20 protein-coding genes are annotated in these 25,034 nt (G+C 60.4%); 8 read left to right on the top strand and 12 right to left on the bottom strand.

All coding sequences use genetic code 11. The features are described 5' to 3' along the window. Positions 1-225: 225 nt before the first annotated feature. Positions 226-1,824, top strand: a complete 1,599-nt coding sequence (locus BBA01S_RS12200) for a glycosyltransferase family protein (protein ID WP_156965923.1) — start codon at positions 226-228, stop codon at positions 1,822-1,824. 50 nt (positions 1,825-1,874) lie between these two features. Here BBA01S_RS12200 and BBA01S_RS12195 read toward each other — a convergent pair whose 3' ends face one another. The 7 genes from BBA01S_RS12195 to BBA01S_RS40955 form a co-directional block, all read right to left on the bottom strand. Next, positions 1,875-2,300: a GtrA family protein gene (locus BBA01S_RS12195; RefSeq protein ID WP_027816697.1), complete on the bottom strand. Its 426-nt coding sequence runs from the start codon at positions 2,298-2,300 to the stop codon at positions 1,875-1,877. Continuing rightward, on the bottom strand, positions 2,297-3,580 hold the full coding sequence (locus tag BBA01S_RS12190; RefSeq protein ID WP_027816696.1) for an NAD(P)/FAD-dependent oxidoreductase: 1,284 nt from the start codon (positions 3,578-3,580) through the stop codon (positions 2,297-2,299). Before BBA01S_RS12190 ends, BBA01S_RS12195 begins: the two co-directional genes overlap by 4 nt. Positions 3,581-3,586: 6 nt before the next feature. Continuing rightward, the gene (locus BBA01S_RS12185) at positions 3,587-4,525 is read right to left on the bottom strand and encodes an NAD-dependent epimerase/dehydratase family protein (protein WP_027816695.1); all 939 of its coding nucleotides are present in this window, start codon (positions 4,523-4,525) and stop codon (positions 3,587-3,589) included. A gap of 47 nt (positions 4,526-4,572) precedes the next feature. Beyond that, positions 4,573-5,313, bottom strand: a complete 741-nt coding sequence (locus tag BBA01S_RS12180; RefSeq protein ID WP_027816694.1) for an SDR family oxidoreductase — start codon at positions 5,311-5,313, stop codon at positions 4,573-4,575. Next, the gene (locus tag BBA01S_RS12175; protein WP_027816693.1) at positions 5,310-6,626 is read right to left on the bottom strand and encodes an FAD-binding oxidoreductase; all 1,317 of its coding nucleotides are present in this window, start codon (positions 6,624-6,626) and stop codon (positions 5,310-5,312) included. Before BBA01S_RS12175 ends, BBA01S_RS12180 begins: the two co-directional genes overlap by 4 nt. 3 nt (positions 6,627-6,629) lie before the next feature. Then, a complete protein-coding gene (locus BBA01S_RS12170) occupies positions 6,630-8,054 on the bottom strand; it encodes a UbiA family prenyltransferase (RefSeq protein ID WP_027816692.1) in 1,425 nt (474 codons plus the stop codon). A gap of 261 nt (positions 8,055-8,315) precedes the next feature. Then, positions 8,316-10,037 carry a hypothetical protein gene (locus tag BBA01S_RS40955; RefSeq protein WP_042296877.1) on the bottom strand — a complete coding sequence of 574 codons (1,722 nt, stop codon included), beginning with the start codon at positions 10,035-10,037 and terminating at the stop codon, positions 8,316-8,318. Between the two features lie 304 nt (positions 10,038-10,341). On the opposite strand from BBA01S_RS40955, the gene BBA01S_RS12160 reads away from it, so the two are divergent. The 4 genes from BBA01S_RS12160 to BBA01S_RS12145 are packed head-to-tail and all read left to right on the top strand — an operon-like array spanning position 10,342 to position 15,074. Further along, the gene (locus BBA01S_RS12160; RefSeq protein WP_027816691.1) at positions 10,342-11,187 is read left to right on the top strand and encodes a glycosyltransferase family 2 protein; all 846 of its coding nucleotides are present in this window, start codon (positions 10,342-10,344) and stop codon (positions 11,185-11,187) included. Further along, positions 11,184-12,164, top strand: coding sequence for an NAD-dependent epimerase/dehydratase family protein (locus BBA01S_RS12155; RefSeq protein ID WP_027816690.1), 981 nt, complete (start codon positions 11,184-11,186; stop codon positions 12,162-12,164). The genes BBA01S_RS12160 and BBA01S_RS12155 overlap by 4 nt, the downstream gene beginning before the upstream one ends. 20 nt (positions 12,165-12,184) lie before the next feature. Continuing rightward, positions 12,185-13,204 carry an MraY family glycosyltransferase gene (locus BBA01S_RS12150; RefSeq protein ID WP_407668305.1) on the top strand — a complete coding sequence of 340 codons (1,020 nt, stop codon included), beginning with the start codon at positions 12,185-12,187 and terminating at the stop codon, positions 13,202-13,204. After that, a complete protein-coding gene (locus tag BBA01S_RS12145; RefSeq protein ID WP_027816688.1) occupies positions 13,191-15,074 on the top strand; it encodes a polysaccharide biosynthesis protein in 1,884 nt (627 codons plus the stop codon). Before BBA01S_RS12150 ends, BBA01S_RS12145 begins: the two co-directional genes overlap by 14 nt. A gap of 91 nt (positions 15,075-15,165) precedes the next feature. On the opposite strand, the gene cysC (BBA01S_RS12140) is transcribed toward BBA01S_RS12145, so the two are convergent. The 5 genes from cysC (BBA01S_RS12140) to cysD form a co-directional block, all read right to left on the bottom strand. After that, positions 15,166-15,750, bottom strand: a complete 585-nt coding sequence (cysC, locus tag BBA01S_RS12140; protein WP_027816687.1) for an adenylyl-sulfate kinase — start codon at positions 15,748-15,750, stop codon at positions 15,166-15,168. Positions 15,751-15,876: 126 nt separating this feature from the next. Then, positions 15,877-16,908, bottom strand: coding sequence for a UDP-glucose 4-epimerase GalE (galE, locus tag BBA01S_RS12135; RefSeq protein ID WP_027816686.1), 1,032 nt, complete (start codon positions 16,906-16,908; stop codon positions 15,877-15,879). A 31-nt stretch (positions 16,909-16,939) separates the two neighbouring features. Continuing rightward, positions 16,940-18,079: a glycosyltransferase family 4 protein gene (locus BBA01S_RS12130; RefSeq protein ID WP_027816685.1), complete on the bottom strand. Its 1,140-nt coding sequence runs from the start codon at positions 18,077-18,079 to the stop codon at positions 16,940-16,942. 192 nt (positions 18,080-18,271) lie between these two features. Further along, on the bottom strand, positions 18,272-20,191 hold the full coding sequence (gene cysC / locus BBA01S_RS12125; protein ID WP_084162082.1) for an adenylyl-sulfate kinase: 1,920 nt from the start codon (positions 20,189-20,191) through the stop codon (positions 18,272-18,274). Next, positions 20,191-21,099: a sulfate adenylyltransferase subunit CysD gene (gene cysD / locus BBA01S_RS48070; protein ID WP_281176965.1), complete on the bottom strand. Its 909-nt coding sequence runs from the start codon at positions 21,097-21,099 to the stop codon at positions 20,191-20,193. The genes cysC (BBA01S_RS12125) and cysD overlap by 1 nt, the downstream gene beginning before the upstream one ends. A 1,063-nt stretch (positions 21,100-22,162) precedes the next feature. Between cysD and BBA01S_RS12115 the strand changes: the two genes are divergently transcribed. From BBA01S_RS12115 to BBA01S_RS12105, 3 genes are read left to right on the top strand one after another with little or no spacing between them, the layout of a single operon-like run. Continuing rightward, positions 22,163-22,981 (top strand): ABC transporter permease, encoded by an 819-nt coding sequence (locus tag BBA01S_RS12115; RefSeq protein WP_027816682.1) that lies wholly within the window; start codon positions 22,163-22,165, stop codon positions 22,979-22,981. Then, entirely contained in the window at positions 22,971-24,362 is a 1,392-nt protein-coding gene (locus tag BBA01S_RS12110) for an ABC transporter ATP-binding protein (RefSeq protein ID WP_027816681.1), read from the top strand. Before BBA01S_RS12115 ends, BBA01S_RS12110 begins: the two co-directional genes overlap by 11 nt. Continuing rightward, on the top strand, positions 24,359-25,033 hold the full coding sequence (locus BBA01S_RS12105) for a hypothetical protein (RefSeq protein WP_042296874.1): 675 nt from the start codon (positions 24,359-24,361) through the stop codon (positions 25,031-25,033). The genes BBA01S_RS12110 and BBA01S_RS12105 overlap by 4 nt, the downstream gene beginning before the upstream one ends. Position 25,034: the final 1 nt, after the last annotated feature.

Raw genomic sequence — 25,034 nt, 5'->3', positions numbered from 1 at the left:
GTGCAATCTATCACAGCGGGCTAGAGCATCGCAGAAGCCGCGGTCGATACGCCTATCAATCTGCTTTCATTTCCTTTCTGCCGCAGAGCGCGGCATTGCCCTGGCGGTGGGTGTTGGCCGCCGCGCGATACGCCTGGCGTGGTATCACGTCGAAACGGTAGCGAAACGGTAGCGAAACGTTACCGAAACGGTTCGTAATGCGCGAGATGGATGCATTGCATTTTATTGTCGAGCGTCGCATGGGCTGAACCTGCTGCCGGATATAATCCGCGGAACCAAGCGCCGAGGCTGATATTGAAAAAAGTTCAAGTCGTCAATGCCGCATTCCTGATTGCTGCTGTTCTCGCCATTGGCGTGTTCGGTGTTGCGACGTGGCTTGCTGTGCAATATGCCACGCAGCCGATCCTCGGATTTCATTCGTTCCGGCAAACGCAGACCGCGTTGACCGCCTGGTCGGCGTGTCGCGATGGGTGGTCGCTGGCATACGGAACGCCCGTCGCCGGCTATCCGTGGGCCATTCCGTTCGAGTTCCCGATCTATCAGTGGATCGTCGCAGGCATTGCCTGCCCGATGGGACTCGCGCTTGATCCTGTCGGGCGCCTCGTCAGCTACCTGTTCTGGGTTCTATGCCTTTGGCCCGCGTGGCTTGTTTGCCGCCGGCTGTTTGCAGCACGAGCGCCGCTCTACTTCTGTACGTTCACCGCGCTCTTCCTGTCTGCACCGCTCTACCTCTTCTGGGGGCGCTCCTTCCTGATGGAGACCGCCGCGTTGTTCTTTTCGCTGAGCTATCTGGCTTACGCGATTGAGATGATTGCCGGCGAGGATCGCTGGCGCGACGCAGTGATGACGTTCGTCTTCTTGACGCTCGCGCTTTTGCAGAAGTCGACAACGGTGCTCCCGCTCATGCTGGTGGGCTTCGTCTATCTGCGTAGCGCCTGGCCGTTGCGGTTGCGCTCCACGATGCTCTGGAAGGGGTTGCTTGCCTTTGGCCTGTCGTTCCTGATCGGTGTCGCGTGGGTGAAATTCTCTGATGCAGTCAAGATGCACAACGCGATGGGTTCGATGTTGACCTCATCGCAAACCACGCTCTGGAATTTTGGTCAGCTGAAGATGCGCTATTCGGCAGCGCTTTGGGGTGACGTGATCTGGAAGCGCGTAGCCAGTGAAAATATCGGCGGCTACGTGGGCGTGGCGGCAATCGCTATCGCGCTGCTCTTCTGCCGTGGGCGGCGCGCGATTATCCTGGTCGGGCTTGGGCTGTATCTGTTGTACTTCATGGTGTTCGAGAACCTCCTGTTCGTCCACGACTACTACCCGATGTCGAACACCGTCTATCTGGTGTTCGCACTGGCAGTGTCGATTGGCGCACTGATGGAGCGAGGAGGAGCAGGCAGTGTGCTCGGCGCGGCGATGCTCGCGGGAGTCGTTGTGATCGGGCTGGCAGGTTATTTCACCGGCCCGCGCTTCGAGGCGGAGCGCCATGTCTACAACGACGACGATCCCATTTTGTCAGTCGCAAAATTTCTTCGTGAGCACACGGCGCCTACCGATCCGATCCTGGTGTATGGCGACGACTGGAGCAGCGAGATTCCGTACTACGGTGAACGGCGCGGATTTGTCGTTCCGCGCTGGTTCCCCGGATATCTGGACACGATCAGGAATCCCGAGCGATATCTGGATCGCGGCCAGAGTGCGATTGTGCTCTGCGGCGCAGCGCGCAATGACGCGCGACTTGTCGGGCAGATGGCGTCGCTCTATGCGAGCTGGCCCAGGGCACATCTTGACCAGTGCGATGTGTATTTGCGTGCCGCGCCGGCGAAGTAGCGCGCAGACTGGCGACCTGCGTGAAGAGCCGCCTCCCGGCGGCCCAACGTCTAGTGCTTGAAGCTGAACTTGCTGTGCCCGATATAGCTGGAGAACACCGGCACGATGACCCCGATAAGGTGAGCGACATCGCGGTCGTGCCAGTGCATACCCAGTTTCGGGAAGACGTACCAGGCGAGTCCCACGCTGACCAGCCACGTTTGCGCCACCGCCACGAGATTGACGAGCGTGAAGAAGAACGCGGATCGATGCGTAGACTGGGTGCTTTCCTTGAAGACGAACAGTTTCGCGAGCACGAACGCCGTGATCATGCCCGTGATGTACGCCACCACGATGGCCGCCGAATACGGCATCCAGTGGTTGTAGAGGATGCGGCTGCTCCAGTTCACGGCAGCCGCGAAGCCGCCGGTCAGCAGGAATATCAGGAATTTCTGCGAAACAAAGCCGTTCCTGACCGGCGCTTGCACATGCGTCATACCATTTTCGCCATCTTGCGCGACAGCCCGATGCTTTCGGAGATGCCGCGGTCTTCCGGGTAGTAGTACGAGGTGTCCGCCACGAGCAGGCCCTTGACTGGCAACTGGATCGGCGGCAGGCGATCGAGATAGCCTGGCTCGCAGATCGGCTGCGCGAAACGATAGCGGCTCGCGCGCACGTCGATGAAGTCGTCCGGCGTGAGCGCGGGATTGATCTTCATGAGGTAGCGTTTCACCTTGTCGGTGAACGCGGAATCCGGTTCCTGATATTTCGGATGCTCGCCCGGCACGTAGAACGGCACGTAGACGATGTGGTGGTCGAGCGGGCGCAGGTTCGTATATTCGACGATACCGGGAATGTCCATCTCGGGGTCGTTCGTATTGAGCCAGAAGTTCTCGGTCACGCGCTTCTTGAGCTTGGCAATCACGCACACGACCGCGACGTTCTTCTTGCTGCTGAACGCGTTCAGGATGTCGGCGGGCAGGTCGGGCATCACGCGCGGCACGTAGGGCAGCGGAATCGTGCTGATAACCTTGTCGAACGCGTGGAACTCGCCGCCTGCCTCGATCCCCTTGACCGCGCCGTTTTCCATCACGACCTTCTGCACCGGCGTCCCGAGACGGAATTCGCCGCCGTTGGCTTCGATGTAGGCGCGCATGCCGTTGAGCAGCGTGTCCGAGCCGCCTTCGAGATAACCCAGCTTCTCGCGGAAGAGGTTGTAGCGCGAGCGCCCGATGCGTCGGATGCGGCTCCAGATCCATGCAGCGGAAAGATTATCGGCGTAGTCGTAGAACTTGTAGTCGAACAGACGCCGCCAGAGCACTTCCCAGGCTTCGTCGCCGATCCAGCGTCGAATCCAGCTCGTGGCTTCGACGTGATCGAGCGGCTTCCAGTCGTTGCGCTTGGTCGACAGGAACGCATGCAGACCGTAGCGGAACTTGGCCGCGAAACTCAGGCCTTTGAACTTGAGCAATGCGACGGGATTGCCCCAGGGCTGCACATGGCCCTGATAGAAGTAGCCCATCTTCGTTTCGCACCACTTCATCTTGTCTTCAATGCCGAGCTCGCGCAGCACTTCCAGGAATGCGTGATCCGAGATCGCATGGAAGTGGTAGTAGCGTTCGATCGACAGGCCGCCGAAATCGAAACACGCGGCCATGCCGCCTACGCGGTCGTCGGCCTCGAAAATAACCGGCTTGCGGCCGTCCTTGACCAACTGGTAGGCGGCCCCCAGGCCCATCGGCCCTGCGCCGAGGACGGCAATGCGATCTGCACTCATCTTTCTTCAGAACTCCAGCGCGATGTGGCTATAGGTGGGGTCATTGAACGTTTCGTCCATGGCGTTGGCGAACGGCGTCGCGCGAATGCCGAAGGTTCCTTCCCAGTCGATCACTTCGAACTCGTCGCCGGCTGTTAGCGCCTTGAGTTGATCGGCGGTGAACGGCGGGTTCTTGTCGAACAATGCGTAGACTTTTAGCAGCACGTAGAAGAGGCCATAAGGAATCTTCACGATCGCGCAGCGTGCCTTCGTTGCGCGCTTGATCTGGCGGATGATGTCGATGTAATCGACGCGCTCCAGGCCGCTGATGTTGTACGCCTGCCCCTTGATGCGCGAGTCGATGCTGCTGATGATCACGTTGCAGAAGTCGCCGACATAGAGCGGCTGGCGCATGTATTTTCCGCTGCCGGGAATGGGGAAGACCGGCACGCGCTGCATGAAGCGTGAGAGCCAGCCAAGGTGCTTGCGGTCGAACCAGCCGAACATCAGCGTCGGACGCAGCACGACGCAGTCGATACCCGACGCAACGACAATTTCTTCCTGTTCGCGCTTGGTTTCCGTGTACCAGTCGTCGCCCACGGAATTCACCACCGACGAGCTGATATGAACGGTGTAAGGAATCTTGTAGCGCTTGATGACATCGAGAATGTTGCGGGTCGACGTGATGTTGTTGCGCACGAAAGGCTCGTGTGTGGGCGCACCGATCTGCGCCTGCAGCATCACGACGACGTCCGCGCCTTCGAAGTGCTGTGCCCAGTCGCCCGGTTCGGCGAGGTCGGCGTAGATCGCCGTGACGTCCGGATGCACACTGCGCAGGATGTCGAGATTCGCCTTGAACTTGTCGATCACGACGAGATTGGTGTAGCCGCGCGCCTTGAGCCGGGCGACCAGGTTCTGGCCGACAAGGCCAGCACCGCCGGGAAGAAGAATGCGAGTCTGGTTCATGCGATTGCGGATAAATAGATGCGCTTCGTGAGATGCCGTGGGTGCGCTTAGAGCGACGCCCGCTTGAAGAGGAATTTTGGTACGGAACGGATGATCAGCATGATCAGCGACCAGAAACACGGCGTGTAGAGCACGTCCTTGCGCTTCTCGATGGCGCGCGTGATGTCGGCCGCGACCTTATCAGGCGTCGCAACGAGCGGGCCCGGCAGCGGCAGGCCTTCGGTCATCGGCGTCGCAACAAAGCCGGGCTTGATCGTCACCACGTGCGCTCCCGCCTTGAACAGGCGGGCATTCAGGCCTTCGCAGAAGGCTGAAAGTGCGGCCTTCGCGCTGCCATACAAATAGTTCGACGGACGGCCGCGATCGCCCGCCACCGACGAGATGACCGCAATCGTGCCGCTACGCTGTGCTTCGACCACGTTCGCGATCGGCGTCAGCAGGCCGATGATCGACGTGACATTGGTGTTGAACTCGCGCATGGCCACCGCAGCGTCGGCCTGGCACTGGGCCTGGTCGGGGAGCGTGCCCGGAGCGACGAGCACGATGTCGAGCGTGCCGAGTTCGGCTTTGCACTGATCGAGCATGGCGGCGTGGCGCTCGACGTCATTGACGTCGAGCTGGTAGCACGTCGCGAGCTTCGCGCCGCGCGAGTTGAGGTCGGCGGCGACCTGTTCGAGCCGTTCGCCGTTGCGTGCCACGAGGAAAAAGCGCGCACCTTGTGCGGCCCAGCGCCGCGCGCAAGCCGTCGCGATCGCCGAGGTTGCGCCAATGATCAGAATGTTCTTCATGTTCGAGTCGTTCTCTCCCAGAACCGCGACAGCATCGCGGGATCTCGCAGGTTCTCCAGTTGCTTCCATTGCGGATAGGCGGCCTGAAAATCGGCGCCGGACATGTGGGCGTCCTTGGCCGGATACAGGCGGCCACGTGCTGCGCGGACAATTGCATCGAGGCGCGTGAAAAGCCGCGCGTTCAGCGCATCGCGCTGCGGAAAATCGAGCGCGAGCGACGTGCCCTCGCGCGGAAACGACAGCAGCCCTGGCGAGCGGATATCCCCGCAGCGCTTGAGCACCGCCAGAAATGATCCGGTGCCGCTCGCGGCGATCGCGTCGAGAATCTCGCGCGTGGCCTCGCGTGCGGCCTCGGGCGGCACGACGCACTGATATTGCTGGAAGCCGCGTCGCCCGTAGATCCGGTTCCACTCAAGCAGGCTATCGAGCGGATAAAAGTACGCATCGTAGCTGACTTTGCTGCGCTTCTCGCCTTGTGGCTGGCGGTGATAGTACAAACCGTTGAAGCTGCGCAGCGTGAGCGGATTAAAGATGGAAACCGGTAGCGTCATGGGCACGGTGCGCTTCTTGCGGCGGTCGACTTCGAGCGGGCCGTCTTCAGCGTGATCGCCCACCATGAAGATACCGCGCCCGAGCGCCGCACCACGGCTCTGGCAATCCACCCATGCGACGCTGTATTCGTGCAGTGGGTCGAGTCGCTCCGAGAGCGCGAAGAATTCGTCGAGGTTCTGGAAGCGCAGCGTGGTGACGTCGATCTGGCTTGAGCGGATCGGCATGAGCTGGATCTCGGCCCACAGGATCAGGCCGGTGAGCCCCAGTCCGCCGATCGTGGCTGCGAAGAATTCGGCGTGTTCGTCAGGTGCGCACTCCAGCATGCTACCGTCGCTGCGGGCAAGCCCGAAGCGACGCACGTGGCGGCCAAATGTGCCGCGCACATGATGATTCTTGCCGTGGACGTCGTTTGCGATCGCGCCGCCGAGGGTTGCGTATTTGGTGCCGGGCGTGACCGGCAGCATCCAGCCGCGCGGTATCGCCACCTCCAGGATCTGTTCTAGCGTGACACCGGGTTCGGCCCGCAGGACGCCGGTAGTCCAGTCCGCTGATATCAGTCGATCGAGCGGCAATGTTTGCAACACGTGCCCGGAAGCCGCAAGACAGCTGTCGCCGTAGCTGCGTCCGTTGCCAAACACGAGCGTGCTGCCGTGCGCGTCGTGCAGTTCGCGCCATGCCGCGGCCGCCCGGTCGCGCCACGCCAGGGCGTGGGCTTGTTGTGCAAAAGCGGGGTAGCGACCCCAGGACATTACTTTGCTCATCGCTCAGGTCGCTGCCCAGAAGACGATGCCACAGAGCAGCACCACGGCGAGGCTCACGCGGTCGCGGGCTGCGAATACGATCGGATCGTCATGCATCAAGCCGCGGTGCGCAATGATCCACGTCCGGCTGACCCAGTAGAGCAGCAGCGGACAGGCGAGCCAGATGATCTGCGCGTGACGATACAGTTTGGCCGTATTGCCATCCTGGATGTACATGGCCAGCACGAGCACCGAAAGGTAGCCCGCACTGGTGCCCAGCGACGAGATGAGCGGCAGGTCGCTCGACACATAGCCGCGCCCGCGTGTTTTGACTAGCCCACGAGCCTGCATCGAATACAGTTCAGCGTAGCGTTTCACGAGCGCAAGGCTCAGGAAAATGAACATCGAGAACGCCAGGAGCCAGAACGTGAGATGTCCCCCGATGGCCGCCGTTCCTGCCACGATGCGAATGGTGTAGAGCATGGCCAGCACGACGACATCGACCATGACCTGACGTTTGAGGTACATCGAGTACGCGAGCGTCAAAGCGTAATAGCCCAGCAGTACGGCGCCGAACCGCCACGGAAGGAAGAGGGCGGTTAGCGCGAAGGCGCCCACGAGCAGGACAGGAAGTAGGGCGATCCCCCACGTGAGGGGCAGCGCGCCTGAGGCAAGCGGACGTTTGCGCTTGGTGGGGTGGTGCCGGTCGTCCTCAAGGTCGAGCAGGTCGTTGAGCAGGTACACGCTCGACGCGCACAGGCCGAACGCCAGGAATGCCACCAATGCCGCCGCGATGAGCGTGGGATGGGACAGTTTGTGAGCCGCAAGCAAAGGCAGGAAAATCAGCAGGTTTTTCAGCCATTGATGCAAGCGCAACGATTTGCTCCACGTCTTGAGCGTGGGCGGTCTCGACTCGATGACGCGCTCGACGTTGCCGATCTTGCGCGCGGCGCGCTCGACGCCGCTTGACGGGTTGACTACGTACGCACGGGCTGCTGATTGCCACACAGCAATGTCGTCATGCGAATTGCCGGCGTAGTCGAAGTTCTTTTCGCCGAATTCGGCGATCAGCTTGTCGCGTTTGCGATGCGCGGAGAGATTGACGCCGTTGGCGGTCGCGAAAGTCTGGTCAAACAGGCCGAGATGATCGGCAATTGCATGCGCATAGCGCTCGTGGCTGGCGGTGGCAAGCACAAGCGCACGGCCGGACTCCCGTTCTTCCCGTAGCCATGTCAGCACCTGCGGGTCATACGGCAAGACAGTCACATCAACATTGGTATTTTCTGCCAGCCCGGCTTTGAGGGCCGGTTTGCCGCCACGCGCGAGCCACAGCAGTGGACGATAAAAGCGATGCGGTGCCGATGTCAGGTAAGCAAAGCCCGATTCAACGAGTACATCGGAACGGATCAACGTTCCATCCAAATCAACAACGAGTGGTCTGTTGCTCATAGCGTCGGTCAGCGGGCAACTTCTAGATATAAATGGGTTGTTGGCAGGCGCGGTGGCGCCAACGTGCGCCCAGGTCGGAGCGGAACCTGCGGAATATACCCGCATCTTTCGGTCCCGTTACATTTGTATCAAGTTATTTGTCGATCACGCCAGATCCCGGGCGCAAAAAAAGTCTTACCAATTGCGACGCTGTTCCCTCGTATTTCGTTGGGGTTAAGCCCAGACAGGGAAGGCAGTCGCTGGAGTTTGCCACCCTTGCAATCAGGGGCCGGGCGCCAGACGTCGGGCTGTCGCGGCATCAAACGACTTGTTCATCGGTATGGCGCAGTAGCGCCCTGGTGCATTTTCGCCGAATGCCTGGATCGTGTCGCCCGAGGGGCGGTTGAAGAATCCGACCCAGCCGCCGTCGCGTTCCTGCGATCCAGTCAGCGCCTTCAGGTCAGGGCGTCGCGCCCCCGTGACGGCCGTTCCGAGCACGTGACCACTCAAGTCGGCGAGCACGATCGATTTGACATACTTGCTGGTTTGGGGATCGAACATCCAGCCTGTGGCGGCAAAGCGGTCAGGTGTATCCGTAGCGTTGATACTATCGATCGCTCCGATGCAGCTTGCGGTTGCAGAAACAGTCGAAGGCGGCACGGCAAAGTCGGTTTGTCCTGCTGAGAAAATCGACAAGCCGCTGGCTTCGGCGGGCATGGCCACCGATTTCAACCCTTGCGGATCCGGATAGAGCACTCGCGTATAGGCCCCGTCATAGACATGGGCGCGCAATGCCAGTCCAGCGATTTGCTTCGCATACCAAAGGTCATGCGACGAATGGAAAACCGTCCGCTGTGCGACTGCGACCATCGCAAAAGCGACCGCAAACGCGCCGGCAATCCACCTGCGCTTGAGGCGCTGTGTTTCGTTGAGCCACAGAAACGCGCCCAGAGCCGCCGTCATCAGCAGCGGCGCGGTGGTGTAACGCGACGATGTCGCCGTCTCGAGTCCGAAGCCGACACGTCCCGCCGCGGTGATTAGCGCGTTCCCGGCGACGAAAACGGCCATTGCAAGCAGGGCGGAGGCGGTCGCGGTACGACCGCGCAATGCCAGCCAGGCCCCGTAGCCGAGTCCGGCGATCAGCACGGCGCCCCAGACGAGGCCCGCAACCGTCCCAAGGCTTGCCCAGGTAGCGGGTGAGCCGACGTAGAGCAACCCATAGGTCAGGACGCCGGCTGGATGATGCAGCAGCGCGTCGCTAATCCCGCCATTCGGCGCAGACGAATGCCAATGCGTGAAGTACGCCAGCCAGATCGCCAGTGTCGCGAGCACAAGAGCCGCGCCACGGGCATACGTCGTGCGCAGATAGGCCGCCTGTGCGACGAGAACCGGCGCGGTAAGGACGCCGCTCGCCATCGACAGGGCCGACATGATCGATGCGCCGATGGCTGCTGCGAACCAGCCGCACGACGCCGTTGTCGCTCCGCGGTGGCGTGCCGTTTCGCTGAGATCCAGTGCGTGAAAGGCACACAGGGCGAAAAGGTAGACGGCGAACCATTGATTCTGGAAGCCCCAGGTAAAGTTCTCAGCCTGCATCCACGAAAAGCTGAAGGCGAGCGCACCGCCCGCGGCAATCATCTGAAACTGGCGCGATTGCCCGGCACGTCGCGTCGCGATGCGATAGAGCAGGAGCGCGAGCAGGGCCGCCAGTACGATATTCGCGGCGAGATCCAGCACATTACGTCCGCCGAAATAGCGCACGTCCGCGAAAAAGATCAGTCGAGAGAAGAACAGCCGGTGTTCGTTATGCAAGCCGAAGAATGCCGTCCATGGATGGTCGAACGCATCCATGTAGAAGCCGAGCGTGCCGTCCCATTGATCGCCGTAGGGAACGGGCGAAAAGTGCAGCACGACGCCGAGACAGGTCGTGATGAACGTGAGGGCGCCAAGCACGAGGACGACCTGCGGCCAGTAATTGCGCTTCTTCGATTTTTGCGATGCCACGGCAAGCTTGTAGTGAGTTATCAGGTTTGGGTTGATAGGCGTCCCAGCTCCCCCTGCGCGGGCCTTGGCGCATAAGGGGCGCGACCCGCAAGCTGCCCCGGGTCGGGCGCTACTCTACATTCGTCATACCGAGGGCACAACCATTCGTTGCGCGCAATGTTCCCGTGCTGTACTGTCCGACCCCGGTAACAAAAGGAAAGCCGGGTTGCCCGAAAGTGTCGTTTTCAAGCACACTAGCTAACTTTTAGCCGACCCCTTTTAAGGCGGATAACGCGCCAGTAGCGCCCAATCGTTGTATTTCCAGATGACAGTGAGTACGGTATCCAGCATGGATCACGGCGTGGTGTCCGTTTCAGTGGTTGTGTTTCATCCCAACCAGCAACTTCTAGCCAGAACGTTTGACAGTCTCGCCAAAGCTGGTGCCGCGTTGGTACGCGCCAGACCGGATCTGTCGATCTGTCTCTTTCTGGTCGATAACGGCGGCATGCCGGACGTGCGCGACAATCTCGCCGTCCTGTCGCAAGCGGGCATCGGCAGCACGGTGCTCAGTGGTCAAGGCAACGTTGGCTATGGTCGCGGGCACAATCGTGCGATCGAGCAGGTGGCGAGCCGCTATCACCTCGTGCTGAATCCCGACGTGGATCTCGAACCCGGCGCGTTGCTGGAGGCGATCGAGTTCATGGACGCCCATCCGGACGCAGGCCTGCTGACGCCTGCCATCGTCGACGACGAAGGTCACCTTCAATATCTTTGCCGCCAGTTCCCGACGATCATCGACTTGTTCGTGCGCGGATTCCTGCCGCGTGCAGCTCGCCGCCCATTCCAGGCGCGCCTCGCGCGTTACGAAATGCGCGCCCAGATCAATGAGCGCGACACGATCTGGGATCCGCCGATCGTCAGCGGCTGCTTCATGTTGTTCCGCACGGACGTGCTCAAGAAACTCATGGGTTTCGATGCACGCTACTTCCTCTATTTCGAGGACTACGACCTGAGTCTGCGTACGCACGATGTCGCACGCGTCGTCTATGCGCCTGCTGTGCGGGTGCTGCATCACGGCGGCGGGGCGTCCCGCAAGGGCATGGCGCATATCCGGATGTTTGCTGCGTCGGCGTTCAAGTTTTATAACCGGTTCGGATGGAAGTGGTTGTGAGCAGCATATTGGTGACAGGAGCGAATGGGCTGGTTGGGCGCGCGTTGTGCCGCGCGCTCGTACGCGAAGGTCACGAAGTGACCGCACTTGTGCGGCAGCGCGCAGCCGACCTGACTGGTGTGCGTGAATGGATCCACACTGGCGCGGATTTCGCAGGGCTTGAGCAAGCGTGGCCGCAGGGCTGCACGCCCGACTGCGTCGTTCACCTTGCAGCGCGCGTCCATGTAATGCGTGACGAGGCGCCGGATCCGCTCGCGGCGTTCGTCGCAACCAACGTCGACGGTACGCTGCGAGTGGCCCGAGCGGCGCTGGCGCGCGGCGCGCGGCGATTCGTATTCGTCAGCAGCATCAAGGCTGTCGCGGAGTCGGATGGCGGTGCGCCGTTGAGCGAATCGACGCCGCCCTTGCCGCTTGATCCCTATGGATGGTCGAAGCGCAACGCCGAAGAGGCGCTGTGGCAGTTGGGTCGCGACACCGGCATGGAGATTGTCGTGGTGCGGCCGCCTCTGGTCTATGGCCCCGGCGTGCGCGCCAATTTCCTGCAGATGATGAACGCAGTGGCGCGCGGCATACCGCTTCCGCTTGGTCTTGTCGATGCGCGTCGCAGCCTCGTCTATACCGATAATCTTGCCGATGCGCTGTTGCGTTGTGCAACTCACGAGCGCGCTGCCAACCTCTGCTTTCACGTGGCGGACGACGAAGACCTGTCTGTCGCCCAGTTGCTGCGCGCGCTGGGACGGCATCTCGCGAAGCCTGCCCGGCTGGTTCCAGTGCCGCCGCGCCTGCTACGCATGGCCGGCGCCCTGGCGGGTCGCTCCGCCCAGATCGAGCGGCTGACGACGAGTCTGCGGGTCGACGCCTCGCGTATTCGCGAGCAGCTCGGCTGGTATCCGCCTACGACACTTGAAGCGGGCCTTGAGGCGACCGTGCGCTGGTACCGTTCGACGCACGAAGTACGCGGAGAGCATAAATCTTGATAGCACATGCATCGAATTCGTTGCTGCTGACGCTGGGCGCGATCTGCCTCGTCTGCGCCACGCTCTGTGTGGTCATTCTTGCGTTCCTGCTCAAGAGCGGGTTGGCCTGGAAGCTTGCCACCGACATTCCCAACGAGCGCTCCCTGCACGTTCGGCCGACGCCGCGTGTGGGAGGGTGGGGCCTCGTCCCTGTGCTTGTCGTGGCGACGCTGCTCATGGCGCCCTCGCTGTGGCTGATCGCGCTCGGCGCGGTCTTTCTCGCAGCGGTCTCGCAAATAGACGACCGTCGCGGGCTGCCAGCGCGTGTGCGCTTCGCCGCCCACTTTCTTGCGGTCTTGATGGTCATTGTGATCTATCCCGCCCCGATTCCCTGGTGGTGCGCCGCGATCATCGCGTTCCTGATGCTATGGCTGGTCAATCTCTACAATTTCATGGACGGCGCAGATGGCCTCGCGGGCGGAATGGCGCTCTTTGGCTTCGGCGGTTACGCCATCGCAGCACTCGCCGGCCCGCATCCGGTCATCGCGCTGAGCTGGGCGAGTGTCGCAGTCGCTGGCGCGGCGCTGGGTTTTCTGATGTTGAACTTTCACCCCGCGAAGATTTTCCTCGGTGATGCAGGTTCGATACCGTTGGGTTTTTTGGCTGGCGCGCTTGGCTATTGGGGCTGGCGCCAGGGCGCCTGGCCTGTCTGGTTTCCGGCGCTGGTTTTCTCGCCCTTTATCGGCGATGCATCGGTGACCTTAATACGGCGGCTCGCGCGAGGGGAAAAATTTTGGCAGGCCCATCGCGAGCATTATTATCAACGCATGGTTCGCCTCGGGGAGAGTCACGCCGCAATGGCAGTGAAGTGGTATGTTGTGATGTTCATCGGCATAATAATTGCTCTTCTGGCTTTGGAGAGTTCCCCGGCCTTGCAGTGGGGAATCGTGGCGGGTTGGGCTGTCGTTCTAGCTCTGTTGGGCGCGGTGGTCGATGCGCGCTGGCGTAACTTTCAGTTCCTTACCAGACAATCTGAGGTCGACGCTGATGCTTCGCAATAAAGCCTCATGGCTCTCTTTCAGCGCCTTTCTGTTCGATGTCGGAGCAGTAGCGGCCGCCTGGCTTGTAGCGTATCTCTTGCGCTTTAACGCAGCCGTGCCTGCGGAGTTCTGGCGCGGCGCCGTCCATACCTTGATCTGGGTGTTGCCGGTTTACGCAGCAATGTTCCGTATCTTCGGCCTGTATCGTGGGATGTGGGTGTTCGCGAGCCTGCCGGATCTGATGCGTATTTCGAAGTCGATCCTGTCGGCGGCGTTGTTCGTGATGATCATATCGGTCATGTTGCAGCCCGCGCCGATCATTCCGCGCTCCGTTCTGATCGTCTCGCCGCTTCTGCTGTTTTTCGTGATGGGCGGCGCACGTGCGCTCTATCGTGCGACCAAGGAGTTCTATCTGTATGGCGGCCTTGTTGCGCAAGGCAAGCCGGTTATCGTCGTCGGTGCAGGGGGCGCTGGGGCGAGTCTCGCGCGCGAGCTCTCGCGTTCGGCCGAATGGCGACTCGTTGGCCTCCTCGACGATGATCCCGCAAAACAGGGCCGTGAGATCTATGGCTACAAGGTGCTGGGCGCCATCGGCGATATCGAGCACTGGGCAAGCACGTTGCGTTGTGAGTTCGCCATCATTGCCATTCCGTCGGCGTCGACCGAAGTGCAGCGCCGCGCTGCCACGCAATGCGTGCGCGCCGGCGTCAAGGCATTGCTGTTGCCGTCTTTGACGGAACTCACGCCGGGACAAGGTTTTTTGTCCCAGATTCGCAATATCGATCTCGAAGATTTGTTGGGACGTGAGGCGGTGAAGATCGACACGCCGCACGTTGAAGCGCTGCTCAGCGGCCGCGTCGTCATGGTGACCGGTGCGGGCGGCTCGATCGGGTCTGAGCTCTGCCGGCAGATTTTGCGTTTTGCTCCCGCACAACTCGTTGCGCTGGACTTGTCCGAATTTTCGATGTACCGGCTCACGGAAGAGATTCGCGAGCGTTTTCCAGAGTTATCGGTTGTGCCGATCATTGGCGATGCAAAGGACGCATTGCTGCTCGATCAGGTGATGGCGCGCTACACGCCGCACATCGTGTTCCATGCGGCGGCCTACAAGCATGTGCCACTGATGGAGGAGCTCAACGCCTGGCAGGCGATTCGCAATAACGTGCTCGGAACCTACCGGGTCGCGCGCGCGGCGATCAAGCATCAGGTGCGCCATTTCGTGCTGATCTCGACCGACAAGGCAGTCAACCCCACGAACGTGATGGGCGCGAGCAAGCGCCTGGCCGAAATGGCTTGCCAGGCACTCCAGCAGGCCAGCGAGCGTACGCAGTTTGAGACGGTGCGTTTTGGCAATGTGCTGGGCAGCGCGGGGAGCGTCATTCCCAAGTTTCAGCAACAGATTGCGAAGGGCGGCCCTGTCACGGTCACGCACCCGGAAATTACACGCTTCTTCATGACGATTCCGGAAGCCTCGCAGCTCGTGCTGCAGGCATCGAGCATGGGGCATGGCGGGGAGATTTTCATTCTCGACATGGGCAAGCCGGTCAAGATCGTCGATCTTGCGCGCGATTTGATCCGCTTGTATGGCTTCTCGGAAGAGCAGATTCGCGTGGTATTTACGGGTTTGCGGCCGGGCGAAAAGCTGTACGAAGAGCTCCTCGCCGACGATGAAACCACGACGCGCACGCCGCACCCGAAGCTACGCATCGCACGGGCACGCGAGGTGCCGGACAACCTTCTCGACGAGTTGTTGCCGTGGCTCATGCAACATCGCGTACCCAGCGACGACGAAGTGCGCCGCGACCTGCGACGTTGGGTGCCGGAGTATCAGCCGGCAGTCAAGCCGACGCTGCAAGCCGTCAGCGGCGGCTCGATCCGCGCAGTGAGCTGAATCGATGCGAGGGCAGCGCATGCCTGGCATGCGTGGCCCTCGTGGCCTGTCTTGTAGATTGGGAGAGGCGGGAGAGTGGGATAGCCGTTGCTCAGGCGACTCTCTGGTCGTCGTGGCTAGCGCTCATGTGATGGACGCGCGCGAGGTATTCGATGATGCCGTCGACGCAACTGTCGACAGACGCACGTTGCGTGTACAAGGTGATATCGGGGCGTTGCGGCGAGTGATAAGGCGAGCCAATGCCCGTGAATTGCGGGATTTCACCTCGACGCGCGCGCTTGTACAAGCCTTTCGGATCGCGCTTTTCGCACACGTCCAGCGGCGTATCGACAAACACTTCCACGAACCGGTTTTCGCCCACGATGCGGCGCGCATTCGCACGATGCTCGGGATCGGGCGATATCGTCGCGGTGACGGCGACAAATCCTTCCTGACAAAACAACGCCGCGACATGAGCGACGCGGCGTAGATTTTCAGTGCGTTCGGCTTCACTGAAACCGAGATCGGAATTGAGACCCAGGCGTAACACGTCGCCATCGAGCATCGTTGCGGGCACAGCAAACGTTTGCAGTCGATCGACAAGTGCGCGGGCAATGGTCGACTTGCCCGCACCGGACATGCCTGTGAACCAGACGACAACACCTGACGTACCGGTTTTCACGCTTTTGAGCCCCATTAAATAAAAATGCCTTAATGGAGCAATTTTAGCGTTGATGTCGTTGTTGTAACGTCGCCGTAATAAAACGCTACAAATTTCAAGGTGTGTAAATGTTTGTGACCCGAGTGACTGCGTAGGGGCTGGTCACTCAAACCCACGCGGATTATTTTCCTGCCAGCGCCAGTGGTCGACGCACATGCGCTCGATACCAAACTGCGCCTTCCAGCCAATCAGCTTTTCCGCCGTCGCGGGGTTCGCATAGCACTCGGCGATATCGCCGGGGCGGCGCGCCACGATCTCATACGGCACCGGCTTGCCCGAAGCCGCTTCGAACGCCTTCACCACTTCCAGCACGCTATAGCCGCGACCGGTGCCCAGGTTCACCGTGAAGCCCTCGTCGCGCGCAACCAGTGCATCGAGTGCCTTCAGATGGCCTTGCGCCAGATCGACCACATGGATGTAGTCGCGCACGCCCGTGCCGTCCGGTGTCGGGTAATCGCCGCCGAACACACGCAGCTTCTCCAGCTTGCCCACCGCGACCTGCGCGACGTACGGCATGAGGTTGTTCGGAATGCCGGCCGGATCTTCGCCGATCAAGCCGCTTTCGTGCGCACCCACCGGGTTGAAGTAGCGCAGCACGGCGATGCGCCACGACGGATCGGAAATCACCACGTCGCGCAGTACCTGCTCGGCGATCAGCTTGGACTGGCCGTACGGATTGGTCGCGGAAAGCGGGAACGTTTCGTCGATGGGCGAGCGCTCGGGCACGCCATATACCGTTGCCGACGAACTGAACACGAACTGCTTCACGCCATGCTGACGCATCACGTCGAGCACGACGAGCAGGCCGTCGAGATTGTTGCGGTAATACTCGATGGGCTTGGCGACCGACTCGCCCACGGCTTTCAGCGCGGCGAAGTGGATCACGCCCGTGATCTTGTGGGCTTCGAAGATGCGCGTGAGCGCCTGGGCGTCGCGCACATCGGCGTTATAGAACGCAACGGGCTTGCCGGTAATGCGCTTGACGCGCGCCAGCGACTCCTCACGGCTGTTGACGAGATTGTCGACGGCGACCACGTCGTAACCGCCGTTGAGCAGCTCAACGCAGGTGTGCGAGCCGATGAAGCCTGCGCCGCCCGTGACGAGGATCGTGCCTTTGGAGTGAGTCGCTGCCATGCTGTATTCCCTGTGCTCTCAATTTATCTAGTTAGAAAGTCGATCCGGTAATGTCCTGGATCAAGCCCCGGTAGCGTTGTACCACAACCCGTTCGTCGAATTCTTTCTCGATTTTTTTCCGTCCGCGCGTGGCCATTGACTCGCGTTCTGAAGGGGACATATCGAGCATTCTTGCCAGCGAGGCCGCGAGCGACGCCGCGTCGCGCGCCGCGCAGAGCAAGCCGTTTTCGCCATCGGCGACGACTTCGCGGCAGCCCGGCACATCGGTGGCCACGATCGGGCGGCCCATCGCGCTCGCCTCCATCAGCGTGCGCGGCACGCCTTCGCGATAAGAGGGCAGGACTACGCAATCGGCGTCGGCGATGTAGGGGCGCACGTCTGCCGTTTCGCCCAGATACTCGATCACGCCTTCGCGCTCCCATGCGGCGACTTCCTCGCGCGTGATCGCGCTGGGGTTGTCGACGCCAACCGGGCCGAGCAGTTTGAAACGCGCCTGCGGATAGCGCGCGCGCAACTGACGCGCGGCTTCGACGTACTCGCCCACGCCCTTGTCCCACAGCAGTCGGCCGATCAGCACGAATGCAAATTCGTTGCGCTGTGGCAGCGGCGCGAAGGCGAAATCTTCGAGATCGACGCCTTCTCCGTGCAGCAGCCGCGCGCGTTCGGGGTGCGCAAGCAGGTTCTCTTCGCGGAAGGCGGTTTCGTCGTCGCGATTCAGGAACCAGACTTCGCGCGGGAATCGAAACGCGAAACGATAAAGCCGCTTGGCGACCTGAGCGGCGCGGCTCTTCTGGATGAACACATAGCCCAGGCCCGTCGTGACCGCCAGCGATGGCACGCGTGCGAGCCAGGCCGCGACCGAGCCGTAGATATTCGGCTTGATCGTGTAGTGGAAGACGACGTCGGGTTTGAGCGCGCGATAGTGCTTGAAGAGCGCGAGGAGCGTGCGCAGATCGTGCAGCGGATTGGTGCCTTTCGAGGCGACCGGCAGGTCGATGCACTCGCAACCCATCTGCGCGAGCGGCTCGAAGGTGCGATCACGCGGCGCGATGATGCTCACCCGTGCGCCGCTTTGCGTCAGTGCGCGCAACAGTCCGCGTCGATAGGTGTAGATCGCCCACGCGGTGTTGCAGACGAGGGCGACGTGGAGACGTCGTGAGTCCGCTGGGATGCGAGCCGTGGTGGCCGTCGGTTTTGCGTTGGCTTGCAAGGGGGCTAGATAGAGAAATGTTGCTGAAAGGGGCGGGCGTGCCCGAACCGCTCATAGTTTACCGGGAAAGGAGCCTACCGCCCGCGAGCGACAGTGGACGCTGGGCGGCAGGCCGAAACGTCCCGCTATCGTCGCTCGATCGTGGAGTCTTCTTCAACGCTCCAATGCACGAAGGACTCGCTCCACGCATTCATCCACGGAGATGCCGTCCGCATTGAGAACCAGATCGGCTTGCTCGGGAGCTTCGTATGCGCTGCCGATTCCTGTGAGATTCGGCAACTGTCCGCTGCGTGACTTTTTGTAGAGACCCTTGGGGTCGCGCTGTTCACAGACGTCTAGCGGCGTGCTTACGTGGACTTCCACGAATCGATCTGCGCCAATCAGCTCACGCGCCATGGCGCGCTCACGACGGAAAGGGGAAATGAATGCAGTGAGCACGGTCAAGCCGGCATCCAGCATCAGTTTTGCGACCTCGGCGATGCGGCGAATGTTCTCTACGCGATCGGCGTCGTCGAAGCCGAGATTCTTGTTGAGCCCCTGACGGATATTGTCGCCGTCGAGAATGTATGTCCGCCGGCCTGCTGCGAACAGCTCCTGTTCAACCGCATTCGCAATCGTAGACTTGCCTGACCCGGACAGACCGGTGAACCAGATGACTTTGCCGGCATAGCCGTTCATTCGTTCGCGGTCTTCGCGCGTAATGCTGAGCGGCTGCCGATGAACATTCTGCGAGCGGCGCAGGCTAAATTGAATCATGCCGACCGCAACGGTGTTCTTCGTGAAGCTATCGACGAGAAGAAAACTGCCCAGCGTCCGCGATGATCCATAAGGTGCGAACGCAACAGGTTTGCCTGTGGCGATGTTGACGACAGCGACTTCATTCAATGCGATTTCGCGGGCCGATTCGGCGGCTTGCGTATCGACGTTGATGCGATGTTTGATCGTCGTAATGGATGCGCTTTGCCATTGACTTGCCAATTTCATCTCGTAATTGCGGCCTGTCAGTCCCGGCTCCTCATGCATCCAGATGATGGTCGCCTTGAAGTGGTCGCCAAGCTCGACAGGTTCCGACGCAAGCGATAGGACATCGCCGCGCGAAACGTCAGTCGCGCGATCCAGAACCAGCGTAATTGCATCGCCCGTGCGAGCCTCCTGTGCATCGCCGTTGAATGTCACGATTGCAGCGACCTTCGCGCACTGCCCCGACGCGGCGATGCGGACTTCGTCGCCACGTCGCACAACGCCCGACGCGACCGTGCCGGCCATGCCGCGAGCATCCGCGGTGGCGCGATTGATCCACTGAACCGGGAAGGCGAACGCAGCTTCGCATGGCGGTGCGGTGTCCAGGGTCTCCAGGCAACCGAGCAGTGTCGGCCCGCTATACCAGCGCATGCGGGTCGAACGCGTCGCAACGTTGTCGCCGTGCAGTGCTGCTAGCGGTATGCAGGCGACTTCCTCAATCCGCAGCGACTGCGCGATCTGCCGGAAATCCTGTTCCACGGCTTCAAACCGGCTGCGCTCGAAACCCACCAGATCCATTTTGTTGACGGCCAGCACCATACGGCGCACGCCGAGCAGCGAAGCGAGCAATACATGCCTGCGCGTTTGCGTCTGGACGCCGTGGCGCGCATCCACGAGCACGATGGCGACGTCGGCCGTTGAGGCCGCGGTCGCCATGTTGCGGGTGTACTTCTCGTGCCCTGGCGTGTCGGCAACGATGAACCTGCGGTGCCGGGTAGCGAAAAAGCGATAGGCGACGTCGATCGTCATGCCCTGTTCGCGTTCGGCCGAGAGGCCATCCACGAGAAGCGTAAAGTCGATGGCGTCACTCGGGCTCGCGCGCATCGCAGATTCAGTTTCAAGGCTTGCCAGCTGGTCGTCGAAAAGCTGTTGCGCATCCCATAGCAGCCGTCCGATGAGCGTGCTCTTGCCGTCTCCCATGCTGCCGCAGGTCATGAAGCGCAGCGTGTCCAACTGTGGCTGCTCGTCGAGCCACGTCTGAATGTCAGTCGTGGGTTCGCTCGCTCTGAGGGGGCGAAGCGGCGTAGTGCCGATTTTGCGTTGGCGAGCCATCAAAAATACCCTTGCTGCTTTTTTCTTTCCATACTGCCCGTCTTTTCCCCGTCGATCTCGCGGCCTTGATGTTCGGATTGCCTTGCGTTGACTAGCTCAAGCAGGACGTCGTCGACGGTGGCGGCGTCGGATTCGATTGCCCCCGTTAGTGGATAGCACCCGAGCGTGCGAAAGCGGATGTTGCGAATCTGGATTTCGTCGTCGGCCAGGATCTGACAGCGTTCGTCGTCGACCATCATGATCATGCCGTCGCGTATCACAACCGGCCGTGGCTTCGCAAAATAAAGCTGTACGACCGGAATGCTTTCTTCGCGGATGTACTGCCAGATGTCGAGCTCGCTCCAGTTCGACAATGGAAAAACCCGAATGCTTTCGCCTCGATTCTTGCGGGTGTTGTAGAGACTCCAGAATTCAGGGCGCTGATTCTTTGGATCCCACCGATGCGTCTCCGAGCGCAACGAAAACACGCGTTCTTTCGCGCGCGATCTTTCCTCATCGCGCCGTGCGCCACAGAACACGACGTCGAAATGGTTCTGCTCGAGTGCCTGTTTCAGGCCCTCGGTTTTCGTGATGTCGATGTAATGGGCCGTGCCGTGATCGAACGGGTTGATGTTCCTCGCTCTCGCTTCAGGATTGACATGCGTGAGCAGTCGCATTCCCGTGGTCTGCGCAACGCTGTCACGGAATTGATACATGGATTGGAACTTCCATTGCGTATCCACGTGCAGAAGCGGAAATGGCGGCGGTGCTGGGTAGAACGCTTTGCGGGCGAGATGCAGCATCACACTGCTGTCCTTGCCGGCCGAATAGAGCATGACCGGATTCTCCGCCTCCGCGACGGCCTCGCGCAGCATGAAGATGCTCTCGTTTTCGAGGCGTCGCAGGTGCGCGGAGAGCGCTCGACGCAGCGGCTTGTCGAGAGGTGGCGTATCGGGGGCCGGCCGGTAGATCTGCGGCACGAATTCGATGGAGGCGTCTGAGGGGGCGTCTCTGAGCAAGCCGGCGAGCGGCCCGGATGGCAGCACGGTGATGCTGCGCTGGATGTGCTGCTGGACGCGCTGCAACGCCTCGCGCGCGCCGCGCGCGTCCGGCTGCGAGGGCAGCGGCAGCCAATAGCGGGCGCCCCGCGCGTCGTTGGCGTGCAGACACGGCTGGCCGTCGGGAAGCGGAGCCAATTGTGCGAAGAGGATGAGGCGACGCTGCCTGCGCGCCTGTTCTACCGCCCAGGTCGCGAGTGGCCCAATTGCGGTTCGTCCCAATTCATCGACGAGGGCATGCGCGTCGAGCTCTGGCGGAAGGATGCGCAGGTCGTGCAGGCGCCGCTCTGCAGTCCGCTTGCTTTCCGTGCCCGTCAGCGTGCTCAGGTGATGAAAGGCGCTTTTTGTGGACCAGACTTGAGAGGCATTCAGGCCAGATAGGTCAATCATTGCTGCTTGTCGTAATGTGCAAAAAATGTACCGATCTGCTTTTTGTCGAACATTGTTTTGGGGATGATATTTTATTTTTTGGAAAATGTGCAAATTGCGTCACATAAAATTCACCGTGCATCTTGACTCGATCAAGTTTGTTGTCGGTGCGCGACGTGAGGAGCCTTTTCCCATGTTTTGCTTCTGATAAGATCTGGACAGTTGTGGTAAGCTTTGGAAAGTTTTGTAAATTCCGATTTTTGCGCGAAATACTTTAAATCGATGTTAAATCGTTCGATTTGTTGTGTCGTGTCAAAAAGACGAAGTTATAAATAATTAAAAGGCTGGCTGGATCTAGCTAAATACGATTTGTTCAAGCTGTTATGGAGCAAACGTCGGGGTCTTCATCTTCGAATTTCATCCTGTTCCCGGACACCTGGGTGCTCCGGGTGTGCAGCGCGACATGAATCCCCGGTATTGCCAATTCGGTTAAGGCTGCTCGCGCACGTTAATTTTTTAATGTTGCGTTTGATCTGTCGGAAAACGTGGTGAAGGTGTTCTTCTGATGCAACAGTTCTCGATTCATCCTCGTGAGCTTGCGGCCAGCCTTTGGCGGAATCGCACGCTTATCAGAGTGTCCGTGAGGCGCGAAGTACTGGGCCGGTACAGAGGGTCGTTTCTAGGCATCTTCTGGTCCTTCTTCAACCCGCTGCTCATGCTTGCCGTGTACACCGTCGTTTTCAGCGGGGTATTCAAGGCGCGCTGGAACTCCGCAAGCACGTCCAAGACCGAATTCGCGCTCGTGCTGTTCGCGGGGCTCATGCTGTTCAATCTCTTCTCAGAGTGTGTCAACCGTGCGCCGGGGCTCGTCATGAGCAACCCGAACTACGTGAAGAAGGTGGTGTTCCCGCTGGAAATACTCCCTTGGGTCAGTATGGGCGGGGCACTGTTTCACGGTGCAATCAGCCTGCTCGTCTGGTTGATCGCCTACTGCATCCTGTTTGGCATGCCGCACGCAACGGTGCTGCTGCTGCCGCTCGTAGTGATTCCCTTTTTGCTTCTCACAATGGGGTTGAGTTGGGCGCTTGCATCTCTTGGGGTGTATTTGCGTGATGTGTCCCAGGTCATCGGCATTGTGACGACCGTTTTAATGTTCCTGTCGCCGATTTTCTATCCGGCGTCTTCATTGCCGGAAGCGTATCGGACATTGATTTATATCAATCCTTTAACGTCGGCGATTGAATCGGTGCGCGATGTGCTGTATTGGGGAAAGCTTCCCGACCTCACGTCGCTCGGTATTTATCTGGTGATCGGGGCATTGAGCGCCTGGTTAGGCTTCGCCTGGTTTCAAAAGACACGTAAGGGATTTGCGGATGTCCTCTGATATCGCGATCAAGGTCGAGAATCTCAGCAAGCGCTATCAAATCTACGATCAGCCACGAGATCGCCTGAAGCAGTTCGTCCTCCCGCGCGTTCGAGGCATGCTAGGCGCGCCGGCGACACAGTATTTCCGCGAATTCTGGGCGCTGCGTGACGTTTCCTTCGAGGTCAAGCGCGGCGAGACCGTCGGCATCATCGGGCGTAACGGCAGTGGAAAGTCGACGCTCCTGCAGATGATCTGCGGCACGCTCAATCCGACCGAGGGCTCAGTGAAGGCGAGCGGCCGCATTGCGGCTCTGCTGGAGCTCGGTTCGGGCTTCAACCCTGAGTTCACCGGGCGCGAAAACGTCTTTCTGAATGCGGCGGTGCTCGGGCTGACGCATGAGGAAGTCGAGGCGTGTTTCGACGACATCGTCTCCTTTGCCGACATCGGCCATTTCCTCGATCAGCCTGTCAAGAACTATTCGAGCGGCATGGTCGTGCGCCTTGCGTTTGCCATTCAGGCGATGATCAACCCAGACATCTTTGTCGTGGACGAGGCGCTCGCAGTCGGTGACGAGAAGTTTCAGCGCAAGTGTTTCGCGCGTCTGGAGGATCTGAAAAGCCGTGGAACCTCGATTCTGTTCGTGTCGCATTCGGCAGCGAGCATCATCGAATTGTGTGAGCGGTCACTTCTCCTGGATTCCGGCCGGCGCATCATGTATGGCGCGGCGCCTCAGTCAGTGAGGGCTTATCAGAAGCTCCTCTATGCGCCGCGCGCCGAATACGAGAGCCTGATCGAGCACTATCTGGCAGCAGACCGCAGTGAGCAACGCGACTCGCAGCAGGTCAGCGAGCAGACGGTGGCGTCCGTTGCGGAAGCCGCAGTCCCCGCTCCCACGGAAAGTGTCGCGACGTTCGATCCGGGCCTTGTGCCCGACACGACGACCAGCTATCCGTCGCAGGGCGCCGAGATTCGTTCGATTGCTTTTCGTGACGCGAAGGGCCAAAAGGTCAATGTCCTGCAGCCCGGCGAAGCTTACGTTCTGGAGATGTCCGGCGCATTCATGCAGGACTTCGCAGGCGTGTACTTCGGCATCCATATTCGCAATATCCAGGGCGCCGTGATAACGGGGCAGAGGTTCCCGGAGGAAGGTCAGTACGTGACCGAGGCGCGCGCGGGCACGGAGTTCAAGGTGAACTTTACCTTCACGATGAACCTGATCCAGGGCGCCTATTTTGCTGGCGGCGGGATCTGGTCCATGGAGGAACCTTCGTGCGCGCATCGCGTCCTCGACGCCATCATGTTCCGTGTCGCTCCCACGGCCAAGCAGAAGTCCTTCGGCTACGTAGACCTTGCGGGAAGTGAGCCGACGCTGAATCTGATGGAGTCCTGCCCGGCATGAACAAGCATCTGGTCGGGCTAGGCGACTCGCATCTCGAAGCGCTTGCATTCGCGGCCGACCTCAACCTGTTGAACGTCGACAGTCGCCACTTCTCCATCGTGCCAGGCGCAACGGCCGTCGGGTTGAGAAATCCCAATTCCTTGACTAACGCGATCACGATATTCAAGGAAGCACTGCAGCGTCAGCCGAAGGATGCCTACATCGTCGTTCACCTCGGCGAGGTGGACTGCGGTTTCGTCATGTGGTGGCGTGCACAGCAGAACGGCGAGAGCGTAGAGGCGCAGTTCCGCGAATCATTGGCCGCCTATCGCGAGTTTCTCGTAGAAGTCCGTGACATGGGCTTCACGAGGCTGTGTGTGACCGGTGCGAGCCTGCCCACCATCGGCGACGGTGTGAACATGGGCGACGTCGCCAACAAGCGCAGCGAGATCTCGGTCAGTTTGCACGACCGCACAGCGTTGACGACTCGCTACAACAAAGCACTTGCGGAGCTCGCAGCCGAGCTCGATCTCCGTTATTTCGACGTCGCAGAGGCGACGCTTGATCGCTCAAGTGGTTTGGTACACGAATTTTTCAAGAATCCCGATCCGACTGATCACCATCTGGACAAGTCCAGGGTGGCCGGGATCTGGGCGCTGAGCTGCAACGCATTCGTCGCCGGATGCCCTTGAA

Origin of the sequence: Paraburkholderia bannensis NBRC 103871 (assembly GCF_000685015.1) — a bacterium.
Taxonomy (GTDB): Bacteria; Pseudomonadota; Gammaproteobacteria; order Burkholderiales; family Burkholderiaceae; genus Paraburkholderia; species Paraburkholderia bannensis.
Note: the sequence above shows the minus strand (reverse complement) of the source record. Positions and strands in the feature narration are given on the sequence as shown.